This window comes from Psychrilyobacter atlanticus DSM 19335 (genome assembly GCF_000426625.1).
Classification (GTDB): domain Bacteria; phylum Fusobacteriota; class Fusobacteriia; order Fusobacteriales; family Fusobacteriaceae; genus Psychrilyobacter; species Psychrilyobacter atlanticus.
This window is the reverse complement of the sequence record NZ_KE384547.1, coordinates 909,278-934,173: the sequence shown is the minus strand read 5'-3', so window position 1 is coordinate 934,173 and position 24,896 is coordinate 909,278. Positions and strand designations below refer to the sequence as shown.

21 protein-coding genes and 1 riboswitch are annotated in these 24,896 nt (G+C 31.7%); of the genes, 1 reads left to right on the top strand and 20 read right to left on the bottom strand.

Features of this window, described 5'->3' with window-relative positions; all coding sequences use genetic code 11:
• Window positions 1-114: 114 nt before the first annotated feature.
• From K337_RS0104885 to K337_RS0104820, 13 genes are all read right to left on the bottom strand, one after another.
• Entirely contained in the window at window positions 115-1,443 is a 1,329-nt protein-coding gene (locus K337_RS0104885) for an APC family permease (RefSeq protein WP_245584870.1), read from the bottom strand.
• A 150-nt stretch (window positions 1,444-1,593) separates the two neighbouring features.
• Complete coding sequence (locus K337_RS0104880; protein WP_028855610.1) at window positions 1,594-3,867, bottom strand: patatin-like phospholipase family protein; 2,274 nt, start codon at window positions 3,865-3,867, stop codon at window positions 1,594-1,596.
• 72 nt (window positions 3,868-3,939) lie between these two features.
• Complete coding sequence (locus K337_RS0104875; RefSeq protein WP_028855609.1) at window positions 3,940-4,353, bottom strand: HutP family protein; 414 nt, start codon at window positions 4,351-4,353, stop codon at window positions 3,940-3,942.
• Window positions 4,354-4,417: 64 nt separating this feature from the next.
• Window positions 4,418-6,640 carry an ATP-dependent zinc metalloprotease FtsH gene (ftsH, locus tag K337_RS17715; protein ID WP_281168326.1) on the bottom strand — a complete coding sequence of 741 codons (2,223 nt, stop codon included), beginning with the start codon at window positions 6,638-6,640 and terminating at the stop codon, window positions 4,418-4,420.
• The gene (gene tilS / locus K337_RS20155) at window positions 6,621-7,985 is read right to left on the bottom strand and encodes a tRNA lysidine(34) synthetase TilS (RefSeq protein ID WP_028855608.1); all 1,365 of its coding nucleotides are present in this window, start codon (window positions 7,983-7,985) and stop codon (window positions 6,621-6,623) included. The genes ftsH and tilS overlap by 20 nt, the downstream gene beginning before the upstream one ends.
• A gap of 42 nt (window positions 7,986-8,027) precedes the next feature.
• On the bottom strand, window positions 8,028-9,155 hold the full coding sequence (locus K337_RS17710) for a SpoIID/LytB domain-containing protein (protein WP_051251613.1): 1,128 nt from the start codon (window positions 9,153-9,155) through the stop codon (window positions 8,028-8,030).
• Window position 9,156: 1 nt separating this feature from the next.
• Window positions 9,157-10,851, bottom strand: a complete 1,695-nt coding sequence (locus K337_RS0104855) for a B12-binding domain-containing radical SAM protein (protein WP_028855607.1) — start codon at window positions 10,849-10,851, stop codon at window positions 9,157-9,159.
• 16 nt (window positions 10,852-10,867) lie between these two features.
• The gene (gene mltG / locus K337_RS0104850; protein WP_028855606.1) at window positions 10,868-11,845 is read right to left on the bottom strand and encodes an endolytic transglycosylase MltG; all 978 of its coding nucleotides are present in this window, start codon (window positions 11,843-11,845) and stop codon (window positions 10,868-10,870) included.
• 147 nt (window positions 11,846-11,992) lie between these two features.
• Window positions 11,993-13,663 carry a DEAD/DEAH box helicase gene (locus K337_RS0104845; protein WP_028855605.1) on the bottom strand — a complete coding sequence of 557 codons (1,671 nt, stop codon included), beginning with the start codon at window positions 13,661-13,663 and terminating at the stop codon, window positions 11,993-11,995.
• A 280-nt stretch (window positions 13,664-13,943) separates the two neighbouring features.
• Entirely contained in the window at window positions 13,944-15,578 is a 1,635-nt protein-coding gene (locus tag K337_RS0104835; RefSeq protein WP_037029168.1) for a Na/Pi cotransporter family protein, read from the bottom strand.
• Between the two features lie 134 nt (window positions 15,579-15,712).
• Complete coding sequence (locus tag K337_RS0104830) at window positions 15,713-16,213, bottom strand: hypothetical protein (RefSeq protein ID WP_028855603.1); 501 nt, start codon at window positions 16,211-16,213, stop codon at window positions 15,713-15,715.
• Between the two features lie 10 nt (window positions 16,214-16,223).
• A complete protein-coding gene (locus K337_RS0104825) occupies window positions 16,224-16,505 on the bottom strand; it encodes a hypothetical protein (RefSeq protein WP_028855602.1) in 282 nt (93 codons plus the stop codon).
• A gap of 64 nt (window positions 16,506-16,569) precedes the next feature.
• Window positions 16,570-18,276 (bottom strand): AMP-dependent synthetase/ligase, encoded by a 1,707-nt coding sequence (locus K337_RS0104820; RefSeq protein ID WP_028855601.1) that lies wholly within the window; start codon window positions 18,274-18,276, stop codon window positions 16,570-16,572.
• Window positions 18,277-18,499: 223 nt separating this feature from the next.
• On the opposite strand from K337_RS0104820, the gene K337_RS0104815 reads away from it, so the two are divergent.
• Complete coding sequence (locus K337_RS0104815) at window positions 18,500-18,901, top strand: hypothetical protein (RefSeq protein WP_028855600.1); 402 nt, start codon at window positions 18,500-18,502, stop codon at window positions 18,899-18,901.
• A 58-nt stretch (window positions 18,902-18,959) separates the two neighbouring features.
• Here K337_RS0104815 and dapF read toward each other — a convergent pair whose 3' ends face one another.
• From dapF to aqpZ, 7 genes are all read right to left on the bottom strand, one after another.
• The gene (dapF, locus tag K337_RS0104810) at window positions 18,960-19,781 is read right to left on the bottom strand and encodes a diaminopimelate epimerase (protein WP_028855599.1); all 822 of its coding nucleotides are present in this window, start codon (window positions 19,779-19,781) and stop codon (window positions 18,960-18,962) included.
• 199 nt (window positions 19,782-19,980) lie between these two features.
• A riboswitch (Lysine riboswitch) is annotated at window positions 19,981-20,156 on the bottom strand.
• Window positions 20,157-20,310: 154 nt separating this feature from the next.
• Window positions 20,311-20,937 carry an O-methyltransferase gene (locus K337_RS0104805; protein WP_028855598.1) on the bottom strand — a complete coding sequence of 209 codons (627 nt, stop codon included), beginning with the start codon at window positions 20,935-20,937 and terminating at the stop codon, window positions 20,311-20,313.
• A 57-nt stretch (window positions 20,938-20,994) separates the two neighbouring features.
• Window positions 20,995-22,311: a 16S rRNA (cytosine(967)-C(5))-methyltransferase RsmB gene (gene rsmB, locus K337_RS0104800; protein WP_028855597.1), complete on the bottom strand. Its 1,317-nt coding sequence runs from the start codon at window positions 22,309-22,311 to the stop codon at window positions 20,995-20,997.
• A gap of 190 nt (window positions 22,312-22,501) precedes the next feature.
• Window positions 22,502-22,927, bottom strand: a complete 426-nt coding sequence (locus K337_RS17705) for an FKBP-type peptidyl-prolyl cis-trans isomerase (RefSeq protein WP_037029476.1) — start codon at window positions 22,925-22,927, stop codon at window positions 22,502-22,504.
• 258 nt (window positions 22,928-23,185) lie between these two features.
• Window positions 23,186-23,461 carry a DUF1294 domain-containing protein gene (locus K337_RS0104785; RefSeq protein ID WP_028855596.1) on the bottom strand — a complete coding sequence of 92 codons (276 nt, stop codon included), beginning with the start codon at window positions 23,459-23,461 and terminating at the stop codon, window positions 23,186-23,188.
• A 190-nt stretch (window positions 23,462-23,651) separates the two neighbouring features.
• A complete protein-coding gene (locus K337_RS0104780; RefSeq protein WP_028855595.1) occupies window positions 23,652-23,894 on the bottom strand; it encodes a TIGR03905 family TSCPD domain-containing protein in 243 nt (80 codons plus the stop codon).
• Between the two features lie 106 nt (window positions 23,895-24,000).
• Entirely contained in the window at window positions 24,001-24,696 is a 696-nt protein-coding gene (aqpZ, locus tag K337_RS0104775) for an aquaporin Z (RefSeq protein ID WP_028855594.1), read from the bottom strand.
• Window positions 24,697-24,896: the final 200 nt, after the last annotated feature.

The following is a 24,896-nucleotide window of genomic DNA, read 5'->3' as shown; positions in this document are numbered from 1 at the left end:
TATATGCTGAGAATGGTGAAGGATGATGTGCTTTTAAACAGAAATATATGATTCTATATAAAAAACGTAAATTTTAAAAGCTCCTAATCTAAGATTAGGAGCTTTTTTTTTATACTATTTCTTTTTATAAAATGGAATTCCCGATAAAATTATAATTATAGAATATAACATATAATACGGCTGGCTCACTGTTGCACTTATTGTAATTCCTATCCCACCAATTGCAGCTAACACTGGTATAATCGGATATAACGGAACTTTATATGGTCTTGCTAAGTTGGGTTCTTTCTTTCTTAATATAATCAATCCTATAAATAATACTGAATAAAAAGCCCATATAATTGCTACTGGAATATCAGCAAATATATCAATACTCATACCTATTACAAATGGTGCTAACAAGTATAAACCACTTATTACAAACATTAGAAACCCAGATTTTAATGGTGTGTTAAATTTTGTACTTACCTCTGAAAAATGATTTTTCATAGGAAAATGTCCTTCAATAGCTAAGGTATAAGGAAATCTTATAGCTGCTAGAGTTAGTCCATTTAATGTTCCATACGCAGATATAACGATACCACCAAAGATAGCTTTAGTCGCAATTGGTCCAAATAAAAGATTTGCTGCTCCTACTGTTCCTTGTTCTGCCAATAAATTAGCTGGTAAAGTTTTAAGTAAAGCAATATTTAATCCCACGTATAAAACTATAATCAAACCTAATCCAAAAATAATTGCCTTCGGTAAGTTTTTCGTTGGATTTTTTACTTCTCCACCTATACTACAAGCTAACATCCACCCATCGTAAGCAAACATTACAGGTACCAATGCTGCTAATACTAAACCTATACTAAATGGTGCATCTACTCCTGGTGCCACGCTAAATGGTGTTGGATTCGATCCATTTAATAAACCAAAGATAAGTAATCCTGCTAATGGAATTATCTTAATTGCTGTTATCAAAGTCTGCAATCTACCACCAGATTTCGCCATAAATAAATTTATAACAAAAACCGATAAAAATGCAGGTACAGATATCATCGCTACATTTGTAGGAGTGCTCTCTATTCCTAAAAATATAGTTGCAAAAAACCCTGTATAGTATGCTAATACTGCTACTAATCCCGGCAGATATAAAACTACATGCATCCATCCAGTCATAAATCCGGCAAAGTCTCCATAAATTCTTCTAATATAAGCTACTAACCCACCTGTTTCCGGGATAGCTGCTCCTAATTCTGCGGCTGTTAAACCTGCGAGTATAGTAATAGTTCCACCTAATACCCATGCTAATATAGCCACTGTTGGATTTAAACTAGCTGCTTTTAATATCGCTTCCGCTTTAAAGAATATCCCTATTCCTACCACTATTCCAATTACCATTGCTGTCGCTACAGACAGCCCGTATTTCTGTTCTAATTGAACTTCTTTTATTTCCTTCACTAATACCACACTCCTAATTTTATGTTTTCATATCTAATTCCTACTCTAATACTCTAATACTCTATTCTACATTTTAGATATAAAAAACTTTAGTTATTTTATCATGAATTCAAAGATAAGTCAATTTCCATGTTTTTAGCCTCTTAGTGTTTAAAACTCATAGCCTAAAAATAATGAAAATAAAATACTTTCTGAATCTACATCATTTGAAACTACAAATTCTAAAGGTCCAACCAAGGTATCCCATCCTAAGCCAACCCCTATACCGTGTTCAAAATTTTCTCCAACTCTCTCTTTCTCGATAAAAGAAAATTCATCTAGTGTATTGTAAGTTACCGCATTATACTTTAGATTAAGATACATACTACTATTTAATGAATACCTAAGGGCAAGAGCAGCCATATAAAATTCATCTACATGCTTTCTCATGGCATTCATCCCATAAAAAGAAAATTGATTTGTTTGCAGTCTATTTCGTATACCACCTAGCTTAAAATGTTCATTTTCCGGGACACTTGCTCCTGCAATTTTACCTCCAGAAGCTGCTAGTTCTAAATTAAATTTTTGATTTAGTGGGAGATATCTATGAAAATCATATAACCCTCCGTAAAACTCTACACTTCTACCTGTTATATTAGCTCCTGTAAATAACTCTATCCTATTATTTACCCCTTTAGTGGGAAAATATGCATTATCTCGAGTATCAATAGCTAATATAGTCCTATTTTTACTGTATTCCCAATGAGAATCTTCTATGAAATCCTTACTTCCACTCATATACTCATTTTTTACCCCAATATAGTAAAATTTTGTTGCTAACAAGTAGGAGTTAAATAGAGAAGTTCCAAGCCCAGCACTTATATATAATTCATAGTTATTATAATCTGATATTTTATCATCTTTATCATAGATAAATAATGGTTCTGTTGATATTCCTAACCCCAATAATCCCATATATTGACTCTCATTAAGTCTGTAGTCTGTTATAGTTTCAAATTCCAACTTTGGATACTTAGAGATCTCAGCCATAACCATGTATTCATTATCTACTAAACCATACCTCGTCTTATCAGTAACTATCCTCAGTTTTGCTCCATAATCATCACTGTAGTTCATCCCCAATCTTATATGTTGAGCCTCATTTTCTTTTACATTTATAATCAGATTATTCTCCTCTATCACATAAAAAAACCTCTTTATAATAGATAATCCTTTTATTTTCTTCATCCAGATCCCTATCTCTTCTTTTGTATAATCTTCTGGTAATCCCTTCCCTGATATCCCTAAAACTTTTCCCTCAGTTAAACTTTTATTTCCAATCAAGGTTACTTTTTCTATCCTAATTAAATCCTTCTCTTTTATCATCCCTTTATTATCCCTAGGTGTATTTTTAAGTTCTTTTAATTTTTTCTCATGTTTTTTAGCCTCTATTTTGCCCTTACTTATAAGCTCATCTAGCCCAGTAAAGTCAGCTATGGAATGATCTTTTACATCTGGTATAATTAAAATGTCTGACAAGTTTTTAGCTTTCTCAAATTGTTCCTCACTTTTATAGGTTGTCATTTTTTCTAAAACTTCAAAAATATTTGAATTGTCCTCAATTACATTTGAGTCCGCTGATATGTCAATAGCAATAACTATATCAGCCCCCATCTCTATCACTTCTTTTACAGGTAGATTTTCTATCAGTCCGCCATCCACATAGTATTCACCATTATCTTCTACAGGATCTAATATTGTTGGGATTGCCATACTCATAAATACTGCCTTAGCTAGATCCCCTTTCCCAACTACATTTCTCTCTCCGGTATTTATATTTGTAGAGATTGCTCTAAAAGGTATCTCTAGGTTATCAAAATCATCTATTCCTTCTGCTCTAAATAATAATGACTTTAATTCCAAATAAAATGCCTCACCTGTTAGCACTCCTTTTGGAAATTTCAAATTATAATCTTCATCTATTTCTAAATTCATAAAATATTTTTCACGTTGAATTTTATATTTTAATGACGTATATTTCCTAGCTTGCTTGTCATTTTTAAAGGAATCCCAATCAATTTCTTTCACTATTTTTTCAATCTCATCAGAAGAATATCCTACAGCATAAAGTGCCCCTACTATACTTCCAAAACTAGTCCCTGTTATATAGTCTACATTTATCCCATATTCTTCTAGCATCTTCAAGACCCCAATATGAGCAATTCCTTTTGCCCCTCCCCCACTTAGAACTAAGCCTATTTTAGGGTAGTCTGTTATACTTTTTTTTTCTAAAAGTTCCTGATATAAAACTTTTAATTCCTCCAATTCCATTTCCTTATCAGATATCTTCTCTTCCAATAGTTTTACTTTGTGACCCTCAACCCCTTCTGAATAACCTACTGAAAAAATCAAGACAAACAAAAAAACAATTATTTTAAACCTCATAATCTCCCCCCTTGTATACTAAAATCCCCTCTTATAGAATACATAAATTATGAAAGTACCCATCCTTTAATCTTATGAATTTATTATTCTATGTGCTGTAGCAATCGCTACTTCATTTAGATGTAATATACCAATATTTAATAATACTGCCACAGAAATATCCTCTTCTATTTTAACCAACGATATCTTTCCTCCTACATTAAATCCATTAGTTTTACTGCTGACTTGATTTAAAGCATCTCTTACAGCTCCTACTATGATTCCATTATGACTTCTGTTATCGTCCACCAATCCATTTTTTATTGCAGCTACTATGGAATTTTCTATTATTTTAATGGTCATATCCGGCATCTTCCCGCCTATATTTACTGCTGCTGTTAATATTCCATTTTTCTTGTATTCTTCCTTTAATTTTTTCTCCTCTTCCCTAGTTGTTAACACCATCTTTATAGCTATCTTCGAAATTTCATAACTTTTTTCCTTCATTTTTTTCCTCCTATTTTTATTTTCTTAGAAAAAGGGCTACCCTTTTTAAGGTAACCCTTTTATATTATTTCTCTTCTTCTATATCTGTATCTATTTTTTTCTCTTCCACTTCACCTTCGGTTTCAGTTTCAGTTTCAGTTTCAGTTTGATTTTTATCAACTTCTAAAGGAGAGTTATCTGAATCAGAAATTGTTTTTTCTTCTTCCTTGTTACTTAGATCTTCTTTCAGTTCATCTAGCCCTTTAGCAACTACATCTTCTAATGGTTTTAATGGCTCTAATTCTCCTCCATCCATAAGAATATTAAGTTCTTCTCCGGTTATTGTCTCTCTTTCCAATAACGATTTAGATATCTTATCTAAAAGATCATAATTATCTCTAAGGGTAGTTTTAACCTCATCATATGCATCATTGATCATCTTTCTGATCTCTTCATCTATTGATTTAGCTGTTTCTTCTCCGTAGATCTTATTTTGGAACATATCTCCCTCTTTGGTAGCATCTAATAATATAGGTCCAAATCTATCAGACATCCCTAATTTAGTCACCATAGCATGGGCTATTCCTGTAGCTCTTTCTATATCATTACTAGCTCCAGTTGTAATATCTCCAAAGACTACCTCTTCAGCTGCTCTTCCACCTAATAGTCCTCTTATATCAGCCAGATATTCTTTTTTGCTTCTCAAGTATCTGTCCTCTGTCGGTAAACTCATTGTATAACCAAGAGCTGCCATTCCACGAGGTACTATAGTTACCTTATGAACAGGATCGACTGTGTCTTTATAAAAAGTTTGAATCATTGCATGTCCCACTTCATGATATGCAACTATATGCTTTTCTTTTTCTACCGTTACCCTTGATTTTCTAGCAGGACCAATAGATACTTTTTCAGACGCTTCCTCTAAATCTTCCATCATAATGATATCTCTATGCTGTCTAGCCGCTAATATAGCCGCTTCATTTAATAAGTTAGCAAGATCTGCTCCTACAAATCCAGGAGTTTTTTTAGCTAATGTATGTAAATCTACATCTTTTCCTAGTTTTTTCCCTTTAATATGTACATGTAATATAGCTTCTCTTCCTTTAATATCAGGCTTGTCTACAACAACCTGTCTGTCGAATCTTCCCGGTCTCATAAGGGCTTTATCTAAGATCTCTGGTCTGTTAGTTGCAGCAATTACTATTATAGTTTCCTCAGTGCTGAAACCATCCATCTCTACTAGAAGTTGATTTAAAGTTTGTTCCCTTTCATCATTTCCTCCACCTTGACCAGATCCTCTTTTTCTACCTACTGCGTCTATCTCATCGATAAACACGATACAAGGTGCTGCTTTTCTAGCTTTATTGAATAAGTCTCTTACTCTAGAGGCACCTACTCCTACGAACATCTCTACAAATTCAGAACCAGATATAGTGAAAAACGGCACTGCTGCTTCTCCTGCTACTGCTTTGGCTAATAGAGTTTTACCTGTTCCAGGTGATCCTAATAACAAGACACCTTTAGGTATACTAGCTCCTATCTTTTTATATTTTTCAGGTTCTTTTAAGAAATCTACAACTTCAACTAATTCCTGTTTAGCTTCTTCAATCCCTGCTACATCATCAAATTTAACGTTAGATATATTTTCACCGTTATCTTTAGCTCTAGATTTCCCCATATTAAACACACTAGGACCGCTGTTTCCTCCGCCCTTCATCTTGTTCATCATAAATATCCAGATTCCAACTAGTAATAACATTGGGAACCATGAGATTAGTATTTGAACGATAAGTGGTGTTTTAGCCGGGTCTTCAGACTTTATCTGAACACTTGTCTGAGTCAAAGCTTTCATAAGATTAGCATCTTGTGAAACTCTGTTAGATATCATTCTAGCTCTAACAGCTACTGTATCTTCTAATTTTTGTTTTCCGATTACATAGCCTTCTTTTTCTTGAACTACCTTAAATTCTCCATTGTTAGCTTTTTCCAAAAATTCTGTATAACTGATTACTTTTTGATCTTTTGTTTTAGCACTGTCCATCATTGACGGTAATGACATAATTATTGTAACAACAAATAATAACATTATCACTGTCTTAAAGTTGAATTTCTTTTTAGGTTCTTTTTTTGGTTCTTTATCTCCATTTTCATTACTATTTTTTCTTTTTTTCTTTTTTCTCATTCCGTATTTTAACCTGTCTTTAAGCTCATTTTTTCTTTCTTCTAATTCGTTGTACTCAGTGTTTTTATCTTCTCCATTTTCCTTCTTTTTTTCATCTTTTAAATCATTATTGTTGTTGTTTTCCACTGAAGTCTACCTCCTCAATTTTTTCAATTTTCAGTTTTACAGTTTCCTTTTTTAAATCTTCAAAACGCCTATCCCCTCTAATTCCCCCTATCCATAGAATTTCATCTAAATTAGTAATAATTGGAATAGAATCTCTCTCCTCCTTTGGGATTTTCAAGTTGATAAATAAATCTTTTAGTTTTTTCCTTCCACTCATCCCAACAGGGTAAAATTTATCCCCATTTTTTCTTGAACGAACTGTTAAAACATCATCCTTTCTTAGTTTACAATAAAATTCATTTTTTCCTTCTTTGGATTTTTGATCCTCATTAATTAACTCGGCACTGATTTTATAATTATTCCAAAAAACACTACCTGGAACAGTTAATTTTACAATTAATTGATCATTAAATTTTACTTTTTCTACTTCCACTACCTCTAAAACATCATAGGTTTTTTTGATACGGTATCTGCAATTTCCATATATTTCCTTGCTTCCATCAGAATAAATAAGCTTTTGTATTTCAAGTATTTTATTTCTGTTTACAGATATATCAAATTTTTGCAAATATTCTGAGATAATGGTCCGTTGAATAAACTTTTCCTCTTTTTTTAGTTCCCTTACATCTAAAATATCATTTTTTGTGTACTTTTTCAAGTTACTATTAATAATACCATTAAACTCACCTATATCTGAAATTAAATTTATTATTTTTTCTTTAAAGTTAACATTATATTCTTTTTCTATAGATGGAATTAAATTTAATCTAATCTTATTTCTAGTATATATATCTTCAAAGTTCGTCTTATCTATACAATAAGCAATCCTATTCTCATCTAAATATTTTAAGATCTCATCCTTTCTATAACTTAAAATAGGTCTGATAAAGAATTCTCTCATGACTGGAATTCCCTCTAACCCTTTAAAAGATGTCCCACGAATAAGACGAAACATAAAGGTCTCTACCACATCATCTTCATTGTGGGCTAAAGCTACCTTTGTAGCTCCTACTTGATCCTTTATCTCTCTAAAAAATCCATATCTTACTTCCCGTCCGGCTTCCTCTTCAGATAAGCCATGAAGTTTAGAATATTCTTTAATATCGACTTTTTTTGTATAGGTAGGTATATTTTCTGTGCCTCCTAAACTTATAACAAATTTTTCATCTCCGTCACTATCTTCCCCTCTGAGACCGTGATTTATATGGGTAAAGTATATTTTAAGATCCATCCTGTCTTTTACTTTCTTTAGGAGGTTATATAAAAATACTGAATCTGGTCCCCCAGACATGGCTATAACTATTCTATCTCCATATTCTATCAGTTTTTTCTCTTCATTCAATCTTTCAAATTTTTTTAAATCCATAATACACTTCCTTTTTTTACTCAATCCAACACGGATATTTTTTTAATTTGTCCTCTTGTATTCCTTTATCTCTACACCTTTATAATAATGTTTGAGTATCTCCTGATAATTTTTTCCTTTTTGAGATAAACCATAGGCGCCGTATTGACTCATTCCAACTCCATGTCCTGATCCCTTTCCAGTGAATAGAAAGTAGTTCCCGCTGGATCTTACCCTGAATTGGGTGCTGTATACCTTCCCATATCCAACTATGCTCCTAAATTTATCCCCTGTTATAGTCCGATTTTTATTCCCGTATACTTTGATCTTGTTGACTCTGTTACTCTTTACTTCCAATACTTTAAGTCCCTTTACCTTAAATCCAAATCTTTTAGAAATTTCATTTTTAGATATCTTTACTTCCCATTTCAATCTAGGAGATTTAGTTTCATTTCCCCTGTCATTGACCGAACGAAGGTATGGAGTAACATTTCCTCCCCATACATCTTCATTGTTAGCAGTTATTCCACCACTGGTAGAATAGTAAAGAGCATTTATCGGTTTCCCACTATATAATATCACCTTTCCACGGGTAGTATCTATAGATGAATTTATCTTCTGATTTTCCCTATCCATCCCAAGGTACATCTGGGAATTTACATTATCGAACAGATCAAACTTATCATATTTTGAATACCTCAATCCATAATATAAATAAGACCTAGCTGCTAGACTTTGGGCTTTTATAGCCTCCTCCGGAAAATAGTGGCCTATCTCCGATGGAACTACCGAATATATATAATCCTCTGACTGAACACTATTTAATGGCAGCACGCTATTTTTATAGGGAATAAATTCAAAATCTCCCCTGTATCTGCTGAATTTTTTTCCATCCAGACTGATCTTTATAATGGTCTCAGGGGTTCCTTTATGTAGATAGATCTTCGGCGACCTTTTATCTTTAAACCTTATCATATCTCCACTGATTGATATAGTTTGAATACTACCTGATTTTATCTCATAGGTATAGTATTCATCTGATTTTATCTCTATAATAGCGCTCCCGTTTTCTGAGCTAATATATACTTTGTTCCCTTTAAATCGATTAATCCCTACAATCAGGTCATCCTGTACATATTCTCCCCCGTAGATTGTCAGTCCAATAAATAAAAACATATAGAGTAATTTCATCCTAACACTCCTGTATTTTAGTTTCTTTTCCTTCATATATGAATAACAGCTTGGTTTGTTTTCTTTCACCTGTGAAGATGTCTATATCAAACTCCTCCATCTCTGTGTTTTTAAATCCCTGTCTGTTATTTTTAAATTTTGATTCCTCTACCAGCTTTTCCACCAGTTCATGGTACAGATCTTTATCCTTGGAAGAAATAAACCACTCTGGATATTTCCCTGGTTTCCCCAAGTTGATATAGTCAAATTTCAGATACTCTATAAACCTAATTTTTTCATCATTATCATTCTCTCCAAACTTTTTCTCATTGTAGAAATCTACCAAAAAGTTAAAGATTGCTAATTTTTTATGGGATACTTTAAAGTGTCCCTTTGCCTCATAGAAGTCAGCCAAATCCAAATAGAATTCAAATGGCGAACTATAAAAATTATTTATCAAATGATCTACACTCTTTATAAAGTCACCTGAATTATAATAAAAATCTAAAACTTCCTCTACATCCTTTAATTTTAAGAGTTCTTCATAGGTTATATCATCATTGGATATAACTTCATAGGGAGGAAATCCCATATATTTATAGTCAAATTCTTCTATTTGGTCTGATATTTCGGTACCTCTTAAGATCTTTAAAAACCCCAATTGAATCATCTCAGGCTTTAAGTCATAGACATAATTGAACGAGCTCTTAAAGGTCTCAAAATCTTCTTTAGGTAACCCTGCTATAAGATCAAGGTGAAGGTGGATATTATCCTTTATAGCAAGTACATTTTTTGACAATTTTTCTAAATTATTTTTACGTCTGATCAATTTCATCGTATTCTCATTAATTGTTTGTACCCCTATCTCAAATTGAAATAGATCTTTTGGTACTGTAGTTAAAAATTCTATTACCTCATCATCAAATAAATCTGCACTTATTTCAAAATGAAATGTAGTATTTGGTCTGTAATTTTCTATTAAAAACTTCCATACTTCCATGTAGTGGTCTTTCTTTAAGTTGAAAGTTCTATCTACGAATTTCACTAAATTAACCCCTGCATCTAAAAATGTCATAAGATCTTTTTTTACCCTGGGTAAACTGAAACTTCTAACACTCTTTTCTATGGAAGACATACAATACGAACATCTAAATGGACATCCTCTAGTAGATTCATAATAAAATATCTTACCTTTATTTTCTGTTAATTCCCAGTTTTCATATGGAAATGGTATTATATCTAAGTTCTCTATAGGTGATTCATGCCCGTTAAACTTTATATCATCTTTATTTTCTCTATTCCTATAATAAAGTCCTAAAACATCTTTTTCACCTTTTTTCAGGAGATTGGTTATTATTATTTCCCCTTCTCCCTCTATTATTCCATCTACCTCACTATAAGTTTCCATAATTTCTACAGCGTTATATGAAACTTCCGGCCCACCTAGATAGATCTTCAAATTAGGGTTTATCTTCTTTAATTCCACTATTATTTTGAATACAAATTCTTTGTTCCAAATATATGTCGATACCAATAATATTTCTGGTTTTGATTCTATTACTTCCCTTATAATATTTGGAAGCTGGTTATTAATGCTGCTCTCAACCATGGTAAGGTTGTACCCTTCTACCTGTTCTATCATTTTTTTTATATATCTGATAGCTAAATTTGTATGTACAAATTTACTGTTTATACCTAAAAGTGTTATCTTTTTCATATTTATTTACCTCTTTTTATTTTGGTTTATTCTTATTCTGTTTCTGATATTCTACGTGTTCTCTATATGTCTTTGTAAAATGATGACTATTTGTCCCATCATATGTAGCCACAAAAAAATAATATCCTGTACTGGCAGGGTTTAAAGCGGCTTCAATGGCTAAATCTCCAGGATTTCCAATTGGAGCTGGTGGCAAACCATGATTTCGATAGGTATTATACGGCGATTCTATCTTCAGATCTTTATAGTAGATTCTTCTCTTTTCATAACCGAATATATAGTTTACTGTGGCATCAGATTCTAGCCTCATACCTTTCTTTATCCTATTATAAAATACTGATGCAATGATAGGCTTTTCAATATCTAATACAGCTTCTCTCTCTATAATTGAGGCTAAGATCAGTTTTTTATAGAAATCTTGCTTGTCCTTTTCTGTTCTACCATAATCTTCTACTGGAAACTTTCTTAAAAACTCCCCTAACATAGTCTCTATTATAACTTTAGGACTTGATCCTATAGCAAAATAATATGTTTCAGGGAAAAAATAACCTTCAAAATTATTATCAGGAGTAAGATATGGAAATTTAATATCCTTTAAAATATTTTGGAATTCTGATTCAGTAATCATCTTATTAGATATTAGGAGTTTTTTTATTTGTTCTACTGTAAAACCTTCTGGAATAGTCACTCTAATCATCTCAGAACGTCCTTCTTTTAAGATCTTAAAAAATTCTGATATTGTATATTCACTATCTAACTTATAATATCCAGCTTTTATTTCACTAGAGATCCCTGATATCTTAAAATATACCTTTAAATATATATTTTGCTCTACCCCTACTTTATTTAGAAACGCTCCTACACTTTCTCCTTTTTTAAATTCAATCTCTTTTTTTATTCCTGTTTTTTTCATATGGATCTCATAATAATATGTCCCCATCCCTAAAAAAAACATTATCACTATACTAAATATAAATATTTTTATCGTTTTCATTTTTTCAACTCCCTCTTATTTTTTAAGCCTGACCTCAACGATTAATCTACTCTTATTTCTTAAGTGATACTCCTTACATTATATACTATATCCCTAGAAAATAAAACATTAAAAAAGGGAAGGCATTAACTCCTTCCCTAAAATATATTAGTTTTTAGCTTTTTCTACTAATGGTCTTCCACCTTTTCTAGTAGCGTTTAATGCATGGATAATATCCTCTGCTTCAGAAAACGGAACTGTCATAAATGAAAATTCATTCATAATTTTGATATCTTTGATTTTTCTTCCTGGAACTTTCGCTTCTTTATTAACAATAGCTAATAATTTTCTAGCATCTAAGTCATCTTTTTTACCCATTCCGATAAATAATCTAGTTTGGTTATCTAAAGTTTGTCTTCCACCTCTATCGTTTCTATCTCTTCTGTCACCTCTATCATTTCTATCTCTTCTGTCACCTCTATCGTTTCTATCATTTCTATCGTTTGATCTCATGTTGTTTCTGATTTTTCTATAAGTTTCCTTATCAAATTCATCATCATATACATGTCTTAATAATGCTGCGATTACATCTACAGGATTACTTTCTACAGCTAATTCAGTTGCCATTTCAGAGTATACTGAGAAATCCTTCTCTGCAATTATCTCTCCTACACAAGCATATAAACTTTCTTTCTTAGCTTTTAAAACTTCATCGATTTCAGGAATAGTTGATTTTTTAATTTCTGCTTTAGCTACTCTTTTGATTCTGCTTAATTTACCCATTTCTCTAGGAGTAACAAATGTTATAGCTACACCTTTCTTACCTGCTCTACCAGTTCTACCGATTCTATGTACATATGCCTCAGCTTCTTGTGGTATAGAGTAGTTGATTACGTGAGTAAGGTCATTTACATCTATTCCTCTTGCTGCTACGTCTGTAGCTACTAAGATATTTATGCTTTTTGTTTTAAATTTTCTAAGAGTTCTTTCTCTTTGAGCCTGTGATATATCTCCATGTATTCCTTCAGCTTCATATCCTCTTTCGATAAGCTTACTAACTACATTGTCTACATCATTTTTAGTTCTACAGAACACGATTCCGTAGAAGTCTACTTCTACATCTACAACTCTACAAAGAGCTTCGAATTTATCTCCATCTCTTACTTCAAAGTAAATTTGTTCTGTATTTTTAGTTGTAAGCTCAGTAGCTTTAACTCTCATTACGTCAAATTCACCCATATATTTTTTAGCTACTTTTAAAATTTCATTAGGCATAGTTGCTGAGAAGAATAACATCTTCTTATCATCGTTAGTTGCTGCTAAGATAGTTTCGATATCTTCTACGAATCCCATGTTTAACATTTCATCCGCTTCATCTAAGATAAAGAAATCTAAATTATCTATTACTAAAGTTTTTCTTCTGATATGGTCTTGTACTCTTCCTGGAGTTCCAACTACGATATCTACTCCTCTTTTAAGAGCTCTGATCTGTTGATCCATTGCTTGTCCACCATATACTGGAAGTACTTTTAATCTTCTTTCACCTTTTAAAGAGTTAATCTCTTCTGCTACTTGAATAGCTAATTCTCTTGTAGGAGCTAAAACTATTGCTTTTACTCCTCTTTTGTTTTCATCCATCTTTTCTAAGATAGGTAATGAGAAAGCTGCTGTTTTACCAGTTCCTGTTTGCGCTTGACCAATTACATCTTTATCTCCGCTAAGAAGAGCTGGGATAGTAAGTGCTTGTATTGGACTTGGCTTTTCAAATCCTTTTTTTTCTAACGCTGCTAAAGTTTTGTCTGACAATCCTAATTTTTTAAATTCTACCATTTTTTCCATTTTTCACATCCTTATGTTTTATTAAGGCAGGATCAAATTTTATGCTATATAATAATGCTTTTACAAACAATTTATTCCATACGTGGGTATTCATTCGATCTTAAAAATCAATACAATTTGAGTCCACCTTTATTTAAATTAACATCATAGTGTAACATATTAATCGAAATAATGCTAATATTATTTCAAAAAGTGTATGTTTTCCGTCTTTTCGTTTTTCGAATTCCGAATCATAGAAAAAAAAAAGAGATCTCCACAAATTGGAAAATCTCTGTTTTTTCTATATATTCATTATCTCTACTACTGTTAACATATGATCACTTAAACGTCTATAGTGATTTAACATATCCATGTGCCCTGTACTCAGCATAGGTCTCTGTTTTTTATCATTACCCATTCTTTCTAAATGGCCTTTTCTTGCTTTTCTATACATATTAGTAATCTCAGTAGATTTTTTTACAGCTTCTATTGTTATATCTACATTATTTGTTACATATGCAGTGTTTACTAGTTCAAAGAACTCTACTACTGCATTATGCAGCATAAATAGATCTTGTTTTTTATGTTCATTGATAGTTAAATCATTTTCTTTTAATCTGGCATATACTTTCATAATTCTTTCAGCATAGTCAGTTAAAGACTCATACTGATCACAGATAGCTATATTTTTCCTTGTAACCATAACTAAGTGCTGTTCTATATCTAATCCTAAAATTTGTGAGTTTAATTCCGCCACTTCACTTTGAACCATATCCACTTTTTCTTCAATTCTGAATACTTCTGCTATTTCATCAGAATTTTTTGGTAGATTATTTTCTATAACAGTTTTAACTTTCTCTAAAGCTAACTTAATATCGTCACCTATAGAAGCTACCTCTGCCTTTGTTTGTTCAATAGCTAAAGTAGGAGTTTCCAGCATTCTTACATCTAGATGTGTATATTTTTTTGCTTTCACTTCATCGTTTGGAATTATTTTTTTCAAAAAATTAGCTAACGGAGTCAATAAAAATATAAATAAAACCGCATTTGTAACATTAAATATTGTATGGGCTGCTGCTAAGAAACCACTTATATTTACATTAGGATCTACAATATGCCCTATCATCTTAGTGTATATCCCATATATCGGAAGTACCCATAGAAGTCCAAAGATATTAATGATCGTATGGGCATAAGCTGCTCTTTTGGCATTCGCCTTAGCACCAAACGATGCTAAAAATGCTGTGATAGTAGTTCCGACATTTAGTCCCATTACGATAGCTACACCTGTTTGTGCATCTATCAATCCTTGGCTGGCTAACATTATTGTTATCCCTAAAGTAGCTGCCGAAGCCTGCACTATTGCAGTTAAAAATGCTCCTACCATAGCTACTAAGAATGCACTACCTATCCCTGTTACGTGGAATCTTTGAAACATTGCAACAAATTCTGGCATAGCTCTGAGAGGTTCAAATCCATTTTTCATAAGTTCCATTCCAAAGAATATCAGACCTATTCCCATCATTAATTTTGATTTTTCTTTGCCCTTTTCAGTTTTAGCAAACATTCCTATGATAGCACCGATACCTGCTAAAGGAAGCCCATATTTACCGACCTTTAAAATAAGCAGCCAACCTACAGCAGTAGTTCCTATATTAGCTCCTAAGATAACTCCTAAAGCTTGAGTCAGGTTCATTAAACTTGCATTTACAAATCCAATTACCATAACTGTTGTTACAGATGAAGATTGAACTAAAATTGTAATTATTATACCTACTAAAACACCTAAAAATCTGTTTTTAGTTACTATTGCAATTACATTTTTTAATTTATCTCCCGCTACCTTTTGCATTGCATTGGCCATATTTTCCATTCCATATAAGAAAATTCCTAATCCACCAATTACATTCAATATTATATTCAACGCATCTCCCATTTATTTGCTCCTCTAAATTTTTTTTTCGCATGCTTTACATAACCTTTACACGCAGTTTACAAGACTTTTACACAGCCTTTGAAATTATACAATAACACCTGTAAAAAGTCTAGAAAAAAAGAGCACCTAAGTGCTCAAAATCTATATTTGCAGCCAAATGTAAGTTTTGTTGAACTATACAAACTTTTTTCATCTTGGTGAGGTATTCCAATATTTTGATAATTATATTTTCCATATAATACTTCTATCTCAATACCTTTAAAAGCAATACCGACACCTATTCCATAATTTACCATCTCCGATAAATCATTTAAAACCTTATTAAAGGCTATGTCCTCTCCTTCAACTAAATTAACTCCCAATGAGAACAAATAATAGGGAGAAGATTGATCTTCTGGATCCAATAGATACTTTAATTTTGCGTAATAAGGTATTATTTTCGTGCTGACCCCCACATTTATATAGGGCTCTTCCCCTGTTTCAAATTCCAGTCTTCGATAAAACCCCGCTGGTATTCCAAATTCTCTCTCTATCACAACCAAGAGTGAATTATCTTCCTTAACTTTTATGATTCTGCCCTCTAGAGAAGGTAGAGGATCTCTGGCAAAACATATTCCAGAATATAAAAGCATCAACAGAATAAAACTATATTTTATTAAAATAATAATCTACTCCTATGGAATTTTCCAAAGATAGAAACGTTTCTCCCTCTTTGAAAGTATATTCCTCCAAAAGAATATATTTTACCCCTCCCTCCTCATAAATGTATCTAAATTCCAAATCGTTGACTTTTTTTCTATTTACAGAATCAACTTCAAATTTTATATCTTTTCTAAAGAATTTTTTTAGGAGTTCTCCATCTTTTTTATCTAATTTACATGGGAAATTATCTTTTTTCATCAATATTTCTAGAAATTCTTTTTTCATAAAAAACACCTCAATAAATTTATTCTTACTCTTTAAGTATTACATATTTATTTTACTTTCCTTTTTATATTTTTTTCTTTTCTCCAACTTCTTCTAAAAAACTATTGATCTTTTCGTTTTCCCTTTTATTTACCATATGTCTTCGCACTTTCATAGTCCCTGTATAAGTTTCATCCTCTATTGTAAACCTAGGAATCAGTAATATATCTCTCGGTTTTTGATGGGAAACCAGATGATTTGTCAATCTTTTTACTTCACTTTTTAATAAGATATTTAGTTCACTTTCATGTACCTCATCATAATTTTCTGGGACTGTCAAACATGCATATAAATTTTTACATCCATCTCCGATAACCATCACATCATCTATAATATCTGATTTCTTCAATTCATTTTCAATAAACTCAGGATGAATATTCTCTCCGCCTTTTAAAACTATCATATTAGTTTTTCTACCACTTATATATAATTTTTCCTCTTTATAATAACCTATATCCCCAGTATGAAGCCACCCATCCTTTATCACTTTCGCACTTTCATCTCTGTGATTCCAGTACCCTTTCATGACACAGCTTCCTTTTAAAAGTAATTCTCCCTTGAGATCCTTTCCTCTATTTCCTATTTCATCTAAAAATGTAAAATCTCCAAGTGGCTGATCTAAGAGCCATTTCAATAAGTTCCCTGAACTTCCATAACAATAATCCTCTAGACCATCTACACTGACAACTGGGGATGTCTCAGACAGTCCATAACCCTGCATCACCGGTAGTCCTAAATATCCAAAGTATCTTTGTAAGTTTATATCAAGTGCTGCTCCTCCAGAAATAAATTCTTTAAAATTTTCTCCAAAAACAGATCTAATTTTTACCAGTAATCTTTTATCTAAGATATCATAGATCTGTCTATATTCCTCATTGGGAGTAGAATCATATCGATCACCTTTTATAAGTGGGGCAATCTGCAATAATTTTTGATAGCCCTCTTCAGCTTCTGAACCAGCATTTTTTATTTGTTTTTCTATACTCCCTTTGATCATCTCCAGTATTCTTGGTACAACTAGTACTATAGTGGGTTTAAAAAGAGGAATATCCCCAACAAAAGTTCTCTGATTTTCTGTAAATCCTAAGCTTAGGCCACTCATTATAGATCCTATAACTTCTACAGCTAAAGAAAAACTATGCCAATAGGGAAGGATAGAATAGAGGCAGTCATCAGTTATTAGTTTTTTTATCTTAACAATCGATTCTCCATTACTAATCAAATTTTTATGAGTGAGCATAACGCCCTTTGGATTTCCGGTAGAACCACTGGTATATATAAGAGCTCCTGTATCCTCTGAATCAATCCCAGACCTTTCTTCATAGGCTGAATATTTAGATAACCCATCAAAGTCTTCTAAAAGAATAGTCTCTGCCTCTGGATAGAGATCCTTTATTTTTTCCTCCAGTGAAGAGACTGTTAAAATAACTTTAGGAGTTGAATCCTCTAGTATAAACTTTAATTCAGCCTCCCTGCTATTTTCATTTATAGGGACAATAATTCCATCTGCCATCCATACAGCATAGATAGATTTAAGTTGTTCTATAGACTTAGGAGTTATTATTCCAATTCGATCACCTTTTTTTACCCCTCTTTCGATAAGGTACCCAGACCATTTTAAAACGTCCTTTATTATTTCATCATATGTATAATTTTTTAAAGCTGATTTGACAAATATATCCTCTTTATATTTTTCCTTAGCTGTCAATATACATTCTTTTAGTGTTTTCATCTTTAGATTCTCCTACTTTTTCTTATTTTAATATAGATTTAACATACAATTAACATCAAAACCATACACTTAATTATAGCAGATTTTAAAAGCAAATTAAAATCTAAATTTTAAAGGATTTTTAACACTTTTCCCATATCTATTATAATATAGAAAGATCTCTGTCTATAAATTAAAACTAATCTCATACAAAAGTTATTTTAGCTAATCTGGAGGTATCATTATGAAAAAATGGATGGATCACATATCAGAAGTAGAGATAAAAACTATTGAAAAAGTTCCAAATCATGAAAACTACTATACTTATTGTGATAAGCATGGTATTCATCATCTAGTGGATGAGGAGAAAGAACTGTGTTTTGGAAAAGAGATTGAAATTTTTGCAAACGGTGATTATGCAGTTACTAAAGATTATGATAGTTGGACCCTTTATAGAGATGAAACTCCTCTTTGCAGCGGAGTTTGGGTTATGTCTCATATGGATGGCAGTTATAAATATAAATTTTATAACGACTCCTTCAACAAATATGTCGTTAGAACGGTTACTTCTGAGGGTGATCATCAGGATGAAATCGAAGGACATGAAGAACACAAGATGGAACAGGGAGATTATAACGTGATATAAAAAAATAGGAATTTGCCTCTGATAGGGTAAATTCCTATTTTTATTTTATTCTGATTTTCTATTCTCGGTTTTCAAAATAACCAGAAGCTACCTTTACTCCACTCCCTATCATATAAATTTCTTCTCCCAATTCAATCTCCAACTCTCCTAATAAATGCTGAACTACTACATTATTCCCCATAAGATTTAACCTTTTAGCTACAATTGCTGATGCACAACTTCCTGTCCCACATGCCAATGTCCGTCCCACTCCCCTCTCCCATGTTTTTATCCTCAGTTTACCCTCCTCGATCTTACAAAAATTAACACTGGTATCCAACGGGAAAAATTCCAAATCATTTATAAGAGGACCGTATTCATCTACAAATTCATTTGATATATCATCTACAAAAACTACCGTGTGGGTAGTTCCCATAAATAAGGAAGTTATATTAAATTCTTTATTTTCAACCTTTATTTTTTTGTTAAACAACTCCCCTTGAGAACTCAATTTAATGGATTCATGGTAATAATCTTCCCTTCCCATATTAACTTTTACCATATAAGGATTATTGTTAATAATTTCTGCCTTTAACATTCCTGCCCCTGTTCTAACAGTTAACTCACCTTTATTTATTAAATTATGGTTTTTTAGATAAAGACAAAAACATCTAAATCCATTTCCACACATAGTATCAAAGCTCCCATCAGCATTATAAAAGATCATCTCATTATTATTATCTTCATCTTTAGAAACGACTATTAACCCATCAGCACCTAAGCCTGTCTTCCTGTTACAGACATTTTTGGCCAATTCAGAATATTTTAAAGTTGTCTTTATCTCCTCCTCACCTACAATAATAAAATCATTTCCCAACCCATGATATTTTTCAAACCTCATAACTATCCCTCCCAAATTTAATAAAATTTTAAAACAAAAGCAACGTGACGTTGCATCCAGATAGACATAATTTAGATTTACCAAATAAATTACTGGTATTATGCCCCAACTATAATTTCTCAGATAACAAAAAAACCGACAGATTTTTATCTGTCGGCTTCTATTTTTTAAGCTGTTGGAAGCTCATCTGAATAAAATACCTTCAGATAGCGCTCCATTGAAAACTTCAATGACAGTGATATAATTATTCATTATATCCCCAGTAGTATTTTCCTGTTAAAAAAATACCCTTCGGCAAAAAATCCTTTCATCTAGTTTCACAGACCAACCATCTCCACTAAACTACTAATATCAAGTGCAACCTCTATCAACATTTAATTGTAATAATATATTATACCTCCAAATTATTATAAATTAATATATATAATTTAAATAATTATTATCAACTACTATTACAATATTTTTCCTCTGTTCATTCTTATCTAAATAGAAAAATCACACTAAAGGATAGAAAATATAAAGTTTCCTATTACCCTTTATATACTAATCCTATTCCATCTCCAAAAGGCAGTAATACAAAATTTTCATTTTCATGGAGATATTCAATAAATTCATTCAACTTTCTAACAATAGTCCTAAATCTTTTAGGATATTCATTATATAGGTATCCTCTAAACATAATATTATCTATGAATATTACCCCATCTTTTTTTAATAACTTATAAGAATCTTTATAAAAATCCATATATTTTCCCTTGGCTGCATCGATAAAGATAAAATCAAAAGTATCATTTAATTTCGGGATCTCTACTAAAGCATCTCCTAAAATTTGAGTTACTCTAGAACTATATCCCATCTTTTCAAAATTTATACGGGCTTCATTATATCTATCCTCATCTATCTCTAGAGTTGTAATAGTAACACCTTCATTCCCCTGCAGCATAACACTTCCTGAATACCCAATAGCAGTCCCAACTTCTAATATATTTGTACTCTTATTAGATTTAATCATAAATTTAAGATATTCTGCCACTTCCTTTGTAACAATAGGTACATTGTGTTCTTTTGCATACTCTTCCATCTCAAGGATAACTTCATCATTTTCTTTAATTTTAGATATCACATACTCGTTTGCTTTTATTAAATCATCTATCATAAATATCTCCTTTTTATAAAGAAAAGGCAGACATAACATCCACCCTTACATATTATTCTATTTTTCTATTTTCTTTAATTTAACCATATAGAATCCATCTAAGAATTCATCAAATATATTTAATCCACCTAATTTATCAAAACTTCCATTTACATTAGGAGATATTTCTACTTTTTCTACCTCGAAGTTAGGGTTAGTCTTTAAAAATCTAGTTACATTTTCAAGGTTTTCCTTATTAAGGATAGTACAAGTACTATATACTAGAGTTCCGCCTACTTTTACTACTTTAGCAGCAGCATTTAATATATCCAGCTGTAATTTAGCTAATTCCTGTACATTTTTCATCTTCTTAGTATAAAGTACTTCAGGTTTTTTTCTGATTACTCCAAAACCACTGCATGGAGCATCTACTAATACTCTATCAAAGGACTCAGTTCCAAACTCTTTTTCTACTAATCTAGCATCCATAAGCTCAGCATGAACTATATCTATCCCCATTTGTTTTGTTCTGCTTTCTATTAATTTCAACTTATGTTCATGGATATCTAAAGCTACGATCTCACCTTCATTATCCATCATCTCTGCCATAGCCATGGCTTTTCCACCAGGAGCACTACAAGTATCTAATATTCTTTCACCTGGTTGAGGATCTAAATATTTAGCTGCTAAGAATGAAGATCCATCCTGTACTGTAATTTGACCTCTTTTAAATTCACTAGTTTCTAATATCATTCCTGAATCTATATAATAAACATCCTCTACTTTTTTTAAGATCTTTATACCTTTTATCTCTAATAATCCTAAGAAATCTTCCTCATTATAGTTTAATTTATTTATTTTCACACTGATATTAGGAATTTTTTTATAAGACTTCAATATCTCTAAATAATTTTCCTTATGTTCCCACTTGATCTCATCAAAGAACCATTTTGGATACGATAAAACTATGTCTTCTCTTCCCTCTTCTAATAATTTTTCTATATCTTCATCTTTTTCTCTAATAAATGATCTAAGTACACCATTTACAAAACTTCCGATGAATGTTCCACCTCTTAACTTAGCTACTTCTACACCTTCATATACTACTCCTGCATCATCTGAGTCCATAAAGTGTATTTGATACATAGATAATCTAAGTAAGTTTCTTACCCATAATTTATCTATACTTTTTACTCTTTTATCTATTGAATAATCTAAAAACATTACATTTCTAATCGTTCCATAAAATACTTCAGTGATAAATCCTTTTTCTCCACGAGTCAACCCAGGAATCTCTGTTTCTTGTTCTTTAAAATAATCATTCAATAATATATTTGAAAATTTTCCATGCTCATACTGTGATAACAATCCTATTATATCCATTTTTAAACTCAAACTAACACCTCTTTTAATTTATTTGCTAAATATTATACCATAAATCTAAATAAAATTAATAATTAATAGTCAAGAACTACCAATTATTAATTTTATATTTTCTTATCCAGAAATTTTATAATCTTTTAAAAATTTAAAGTTTCTAAAGACTTAAGTTAAGCATAACTGGATGCAACGTCACGTTACTATTTTACTTAACTTTTACTACTTTTATCTCAAAATTAAGGGTCATTCCTGCATAGGGATGATTTCCGTCTACTATTACTTTATCTTCCTCTGAAATGACTTCCTTTATAGTGAAAACTCCTACTCCTTCATCTGTGTCAGCTTCAAACTCTAACCCTTCATAAAGGCCCATTCCGTCAAAGTCTTCTATAGGCATCTCGATCGTAAGGTTTTCATCGTACTCACCATATCCTTTATTAGGAGTTATTTTAACATTAAATTTATCTCCTGTTTTTTTCCCTAAAAGAGCTTCTTCTAACCCTATAACCACAGCTTCATCACCATAGGTAAAAATTAATTCGTCCCCCTTAGTAGTTTTATCCAATAAGTTCCCCTTATCATCTCTCAACACAAATTCTAAAGTTACTTTTTTTCCATTCTCTATTTTCATTTTAATACTCTCCTTCTAATTATAATTTTATTTTTGTCACGAATTTCACGAATAAAACCCCTGCACTTAGCTCACGAAGTTTTTTGAAATAAGGTCACTAAGTCTTAGCGTCTCTTTCTAGACTCTTTTTTTGTTCTTTGTGAACTTCCTGTCCAAGATTTTAAGCTGTGTAATCTGTGACTGATTCTTTTAATTTTTCTTCTTTATTGTACATTATACATCTTAAATCCCAATTGGTGTCCATTGGCAGCTGAGTCATTAGTTACTCATTAAAACTTTATAAATAGAATATCCTCCATAAACTCCTACTACTATGGATATGGGTACCAGCAGATTAAAATACCATTTTCTAATTTTATGTCTAAAGGTATACATCCCTACAAATCCACCTATTCCGCCCCCTATAAAACAGAGGAGAAATAACGTTTTTTCCGATACCCTTGAATAGTCTTTTTTAGCCTTATATTTATCTATTCCAAAGATTAAAAAAGTTAAAAAATTTATTATTCCCATATAAATATATATGTATTTCATCTAATCCCTCCTATTTCTTTTATGTAAGATTAAAAACTACATTAGTTTAAATTACGATTTCTCTAAAGAATATATTATGAAATTTATGATTATATTTTTTTACTCTTTTAATTTTACCATATTTTCTGTAAAATATAACAAATTTAAAGGAGGTTTCTAGTATTTATAAACTAAAAACCTCCTTCTAATTTTATTTAATAAATTCTTTTAATGCTTTAGATAACTGATCAGGACATGATGTAGGTCTCTTTCCACACTCAGTTCCTTGTAGTCTAGTAACCACATCTTCTACTTTCATTCCCTCTACTAAAGCTGATAGCCCGATAGCATTCCCTGCACACCCACCATTAAACTTTACACTCTTAACAATACCTTCCTCTATTTTAAAATCTATCGTTTTAGCACATACTCCACTAGTTGTAAATGTTTGCATATTTCCCTCCTAATTTTATGTATATTTTCACCAATTATTGTAGCATTTTAGTCAAGAATTATCAACTGTTTTTCCACCAACTAGTGTCCTTGCATTCATGACTATCTTATTTTTGTTTTTCTTCCATAGTTTTATATATCAGAGCTCCTAATATAGCCCCTATAATCGGTGCTACCCAAAATAACCATAATTGATCTATAGCCCATCCCCCTTGAAAAATAGCAACTGCTGTACTTCTAGCAGGATTTACAGATGTATTTGTCACCGGGATACTTATCAAATGAATCAGAGTCAAGCCCAAACCTATAGCTATTGGTGCAAATCCTTGTGGAGCTCTTTCATCTGTTGCTCCCATTATAATAATCAAAAATACTGCTGTAAGAACAATTTCTGTAACTAATCCCGCTAACAAACTAAATCCCATAGGAGAATGGATTCCGTACCCATTTGAAGCAAATCCACTGGCTGCCGGATCAAATCCCGTTAAACCTGAAGCTATAATGTATAGAACACCTGCACCAAGTATCCCCCCTAACACTTGGGAAACTATATAAGGCAGCAACTCTTTTTTCTCAAATCTCCCACCTATACAGAGTCCGATAGAAACCGCTGGGTTTAAATGGCAGCCTGATATGTGCCCAATTGCAAATGCCATAGTTAAAACTGTCAAACCAAATGCCATGGAAACCCCAACAAAACCTATTCCTAAATTAGGAATTCCTGCTGCAAGTACTGCACTCCCACATCCACCTAACACCAACCAAAAAGTCCCAATAAATTCTGCTATCAGTTTTTTCTTCATAACATCCCTCCAAAAAAATTTAATAAAAGCAACGTGACGTTGCATACAGATAGGCATCATCTAGATTTTTCATATAATACTTTTCATTTTTTAGATAGTTTCTTTCTTACTTTTACTATTTTATTTATTTTTCACCTTTAAAAAAAGAGAAAAAGATTAAATTAATAACCTTTTCCTCTCCCTAATATCTTAATATTCAT

Excerpts from the sequence above, each read along its gene's own strand:
- K337_RS0104845 (WP_028855605.1), bottom strand. The coding sequence starts at position 13,663 with ATGGAAAAAATGGTAGAATTTAAAAAATTAGGATTGTCAGACAAAACT.
- mltG (WP_028855606.1), bottom strand. The coding sequence starts at position 11,845 with ATGAAAACGATAAAAATATTTATATTTAGTATAGTGATAATGTTTTTT.
- K337_RS0104815 (WP_028855600.1), top strand. The coding sequence starts at position 18,500 with ATGAAAAAATGGATGGATCACATATCAGAAGTAGAGATAAAAACTATT.
- K337_RS17710 (WP_051251613.1), bottom strand. The coding sequence starts at position 9,155 with ATGAAATTACTCTATATGTTTTTATTTATTGGACTGACAATCTACGGG.
- K337_RS0104835 (WP_037029168.1), bottom strand. The coding sequence starts at position 15,578 with ATGGGAGATGCGTTGAATATAATATTGAATGTAATTGGTGGATTAGGA.
- K337_RS0104825 (WP_028855602.1), bottom strand. The coding sequence starts at position 16,505 with ATGAAAAAAGAATTTCTAGAAATATTGATGAAAAAAGATAATTTCCCA.
- dapF (WP_028855599.1), bottom strand. The coding sequence starts at position 19,781 with ATGAGGTTTGAAAAATATCATGGGTTGGGAAATGATTTTATTATTGTA.
- K337_RS0104855 (WP_028855607.1), bottom strand. The coding sequence starts at position 10,851 with ATGAAAAAGATAACACTTTTAGGTATAAACAGTAAATTTGTACATACA.
- aqpZ (WP_028855594.1), bottom strand. The coding sequence starts at position 24,696 with ATGAAGAAAAAACTGATAGCAGAATTTATTGGGACTTTTTGGTTGGTG.
- K337_RS0104820 (WP_028855601.1), bottom strand. The coding sequence starts at position 18,276 with ATGAAAACACTAAAAGAATGTATATTGACAGCTAAGGAAAAATATAAA.
- K337_RS0104880 (WP_028855610.1), bottom strand. The coding sequence starts at position 3,867 with ATGAGGTTTAAAATAATTGTTTTTTTGTTTGTCTTGATTTTTTCAGTA.
- tilS (WP_028855608.1), bottom strand. The coding sequence starts at position 7,985 with ATGGATTTAAAAAAATTTGAAAGATTGAATGAAGAGAAAAAACTGATA.
- K337_RS0104805 (WP_028855598.1), bottom strand. The coding sequence starts at position 20,937 with ATGATAGATGATTTAATAAAAGCAAACGAGTATGTGATATCTAAAATT.
- K337_RS17705 (WP_037029476.1), bottom strand. The coding sequence starts at position 22,927 with ATGAAAATAGAGAATGGAAAAAAAGTAACTTTAGAATTTGTGTTGAGA.
- K337_RS0104780 (WP_028855595.1), bottom strand. The coding sequence starts at position 23,894 with ATGCAAACATTTACAACTAGTGGAGTATGTGCTAAAACGATAGATTTT.
- K337_RS0104875 (WP_028855609.1), bottom strand. The coding sequence starts at position 4,353 with ATGAAGGAAAAAAGTTATGAAATTTCGAAGATAGCTATAAAGATGGTG.
- K337_RS0104785 (WP_028855596.1), bottom strand. The coding sequence starts at position 23,461 with ATGAAATACATATATATTTATATGGGAATAATAAATTTTTTAACTTTT.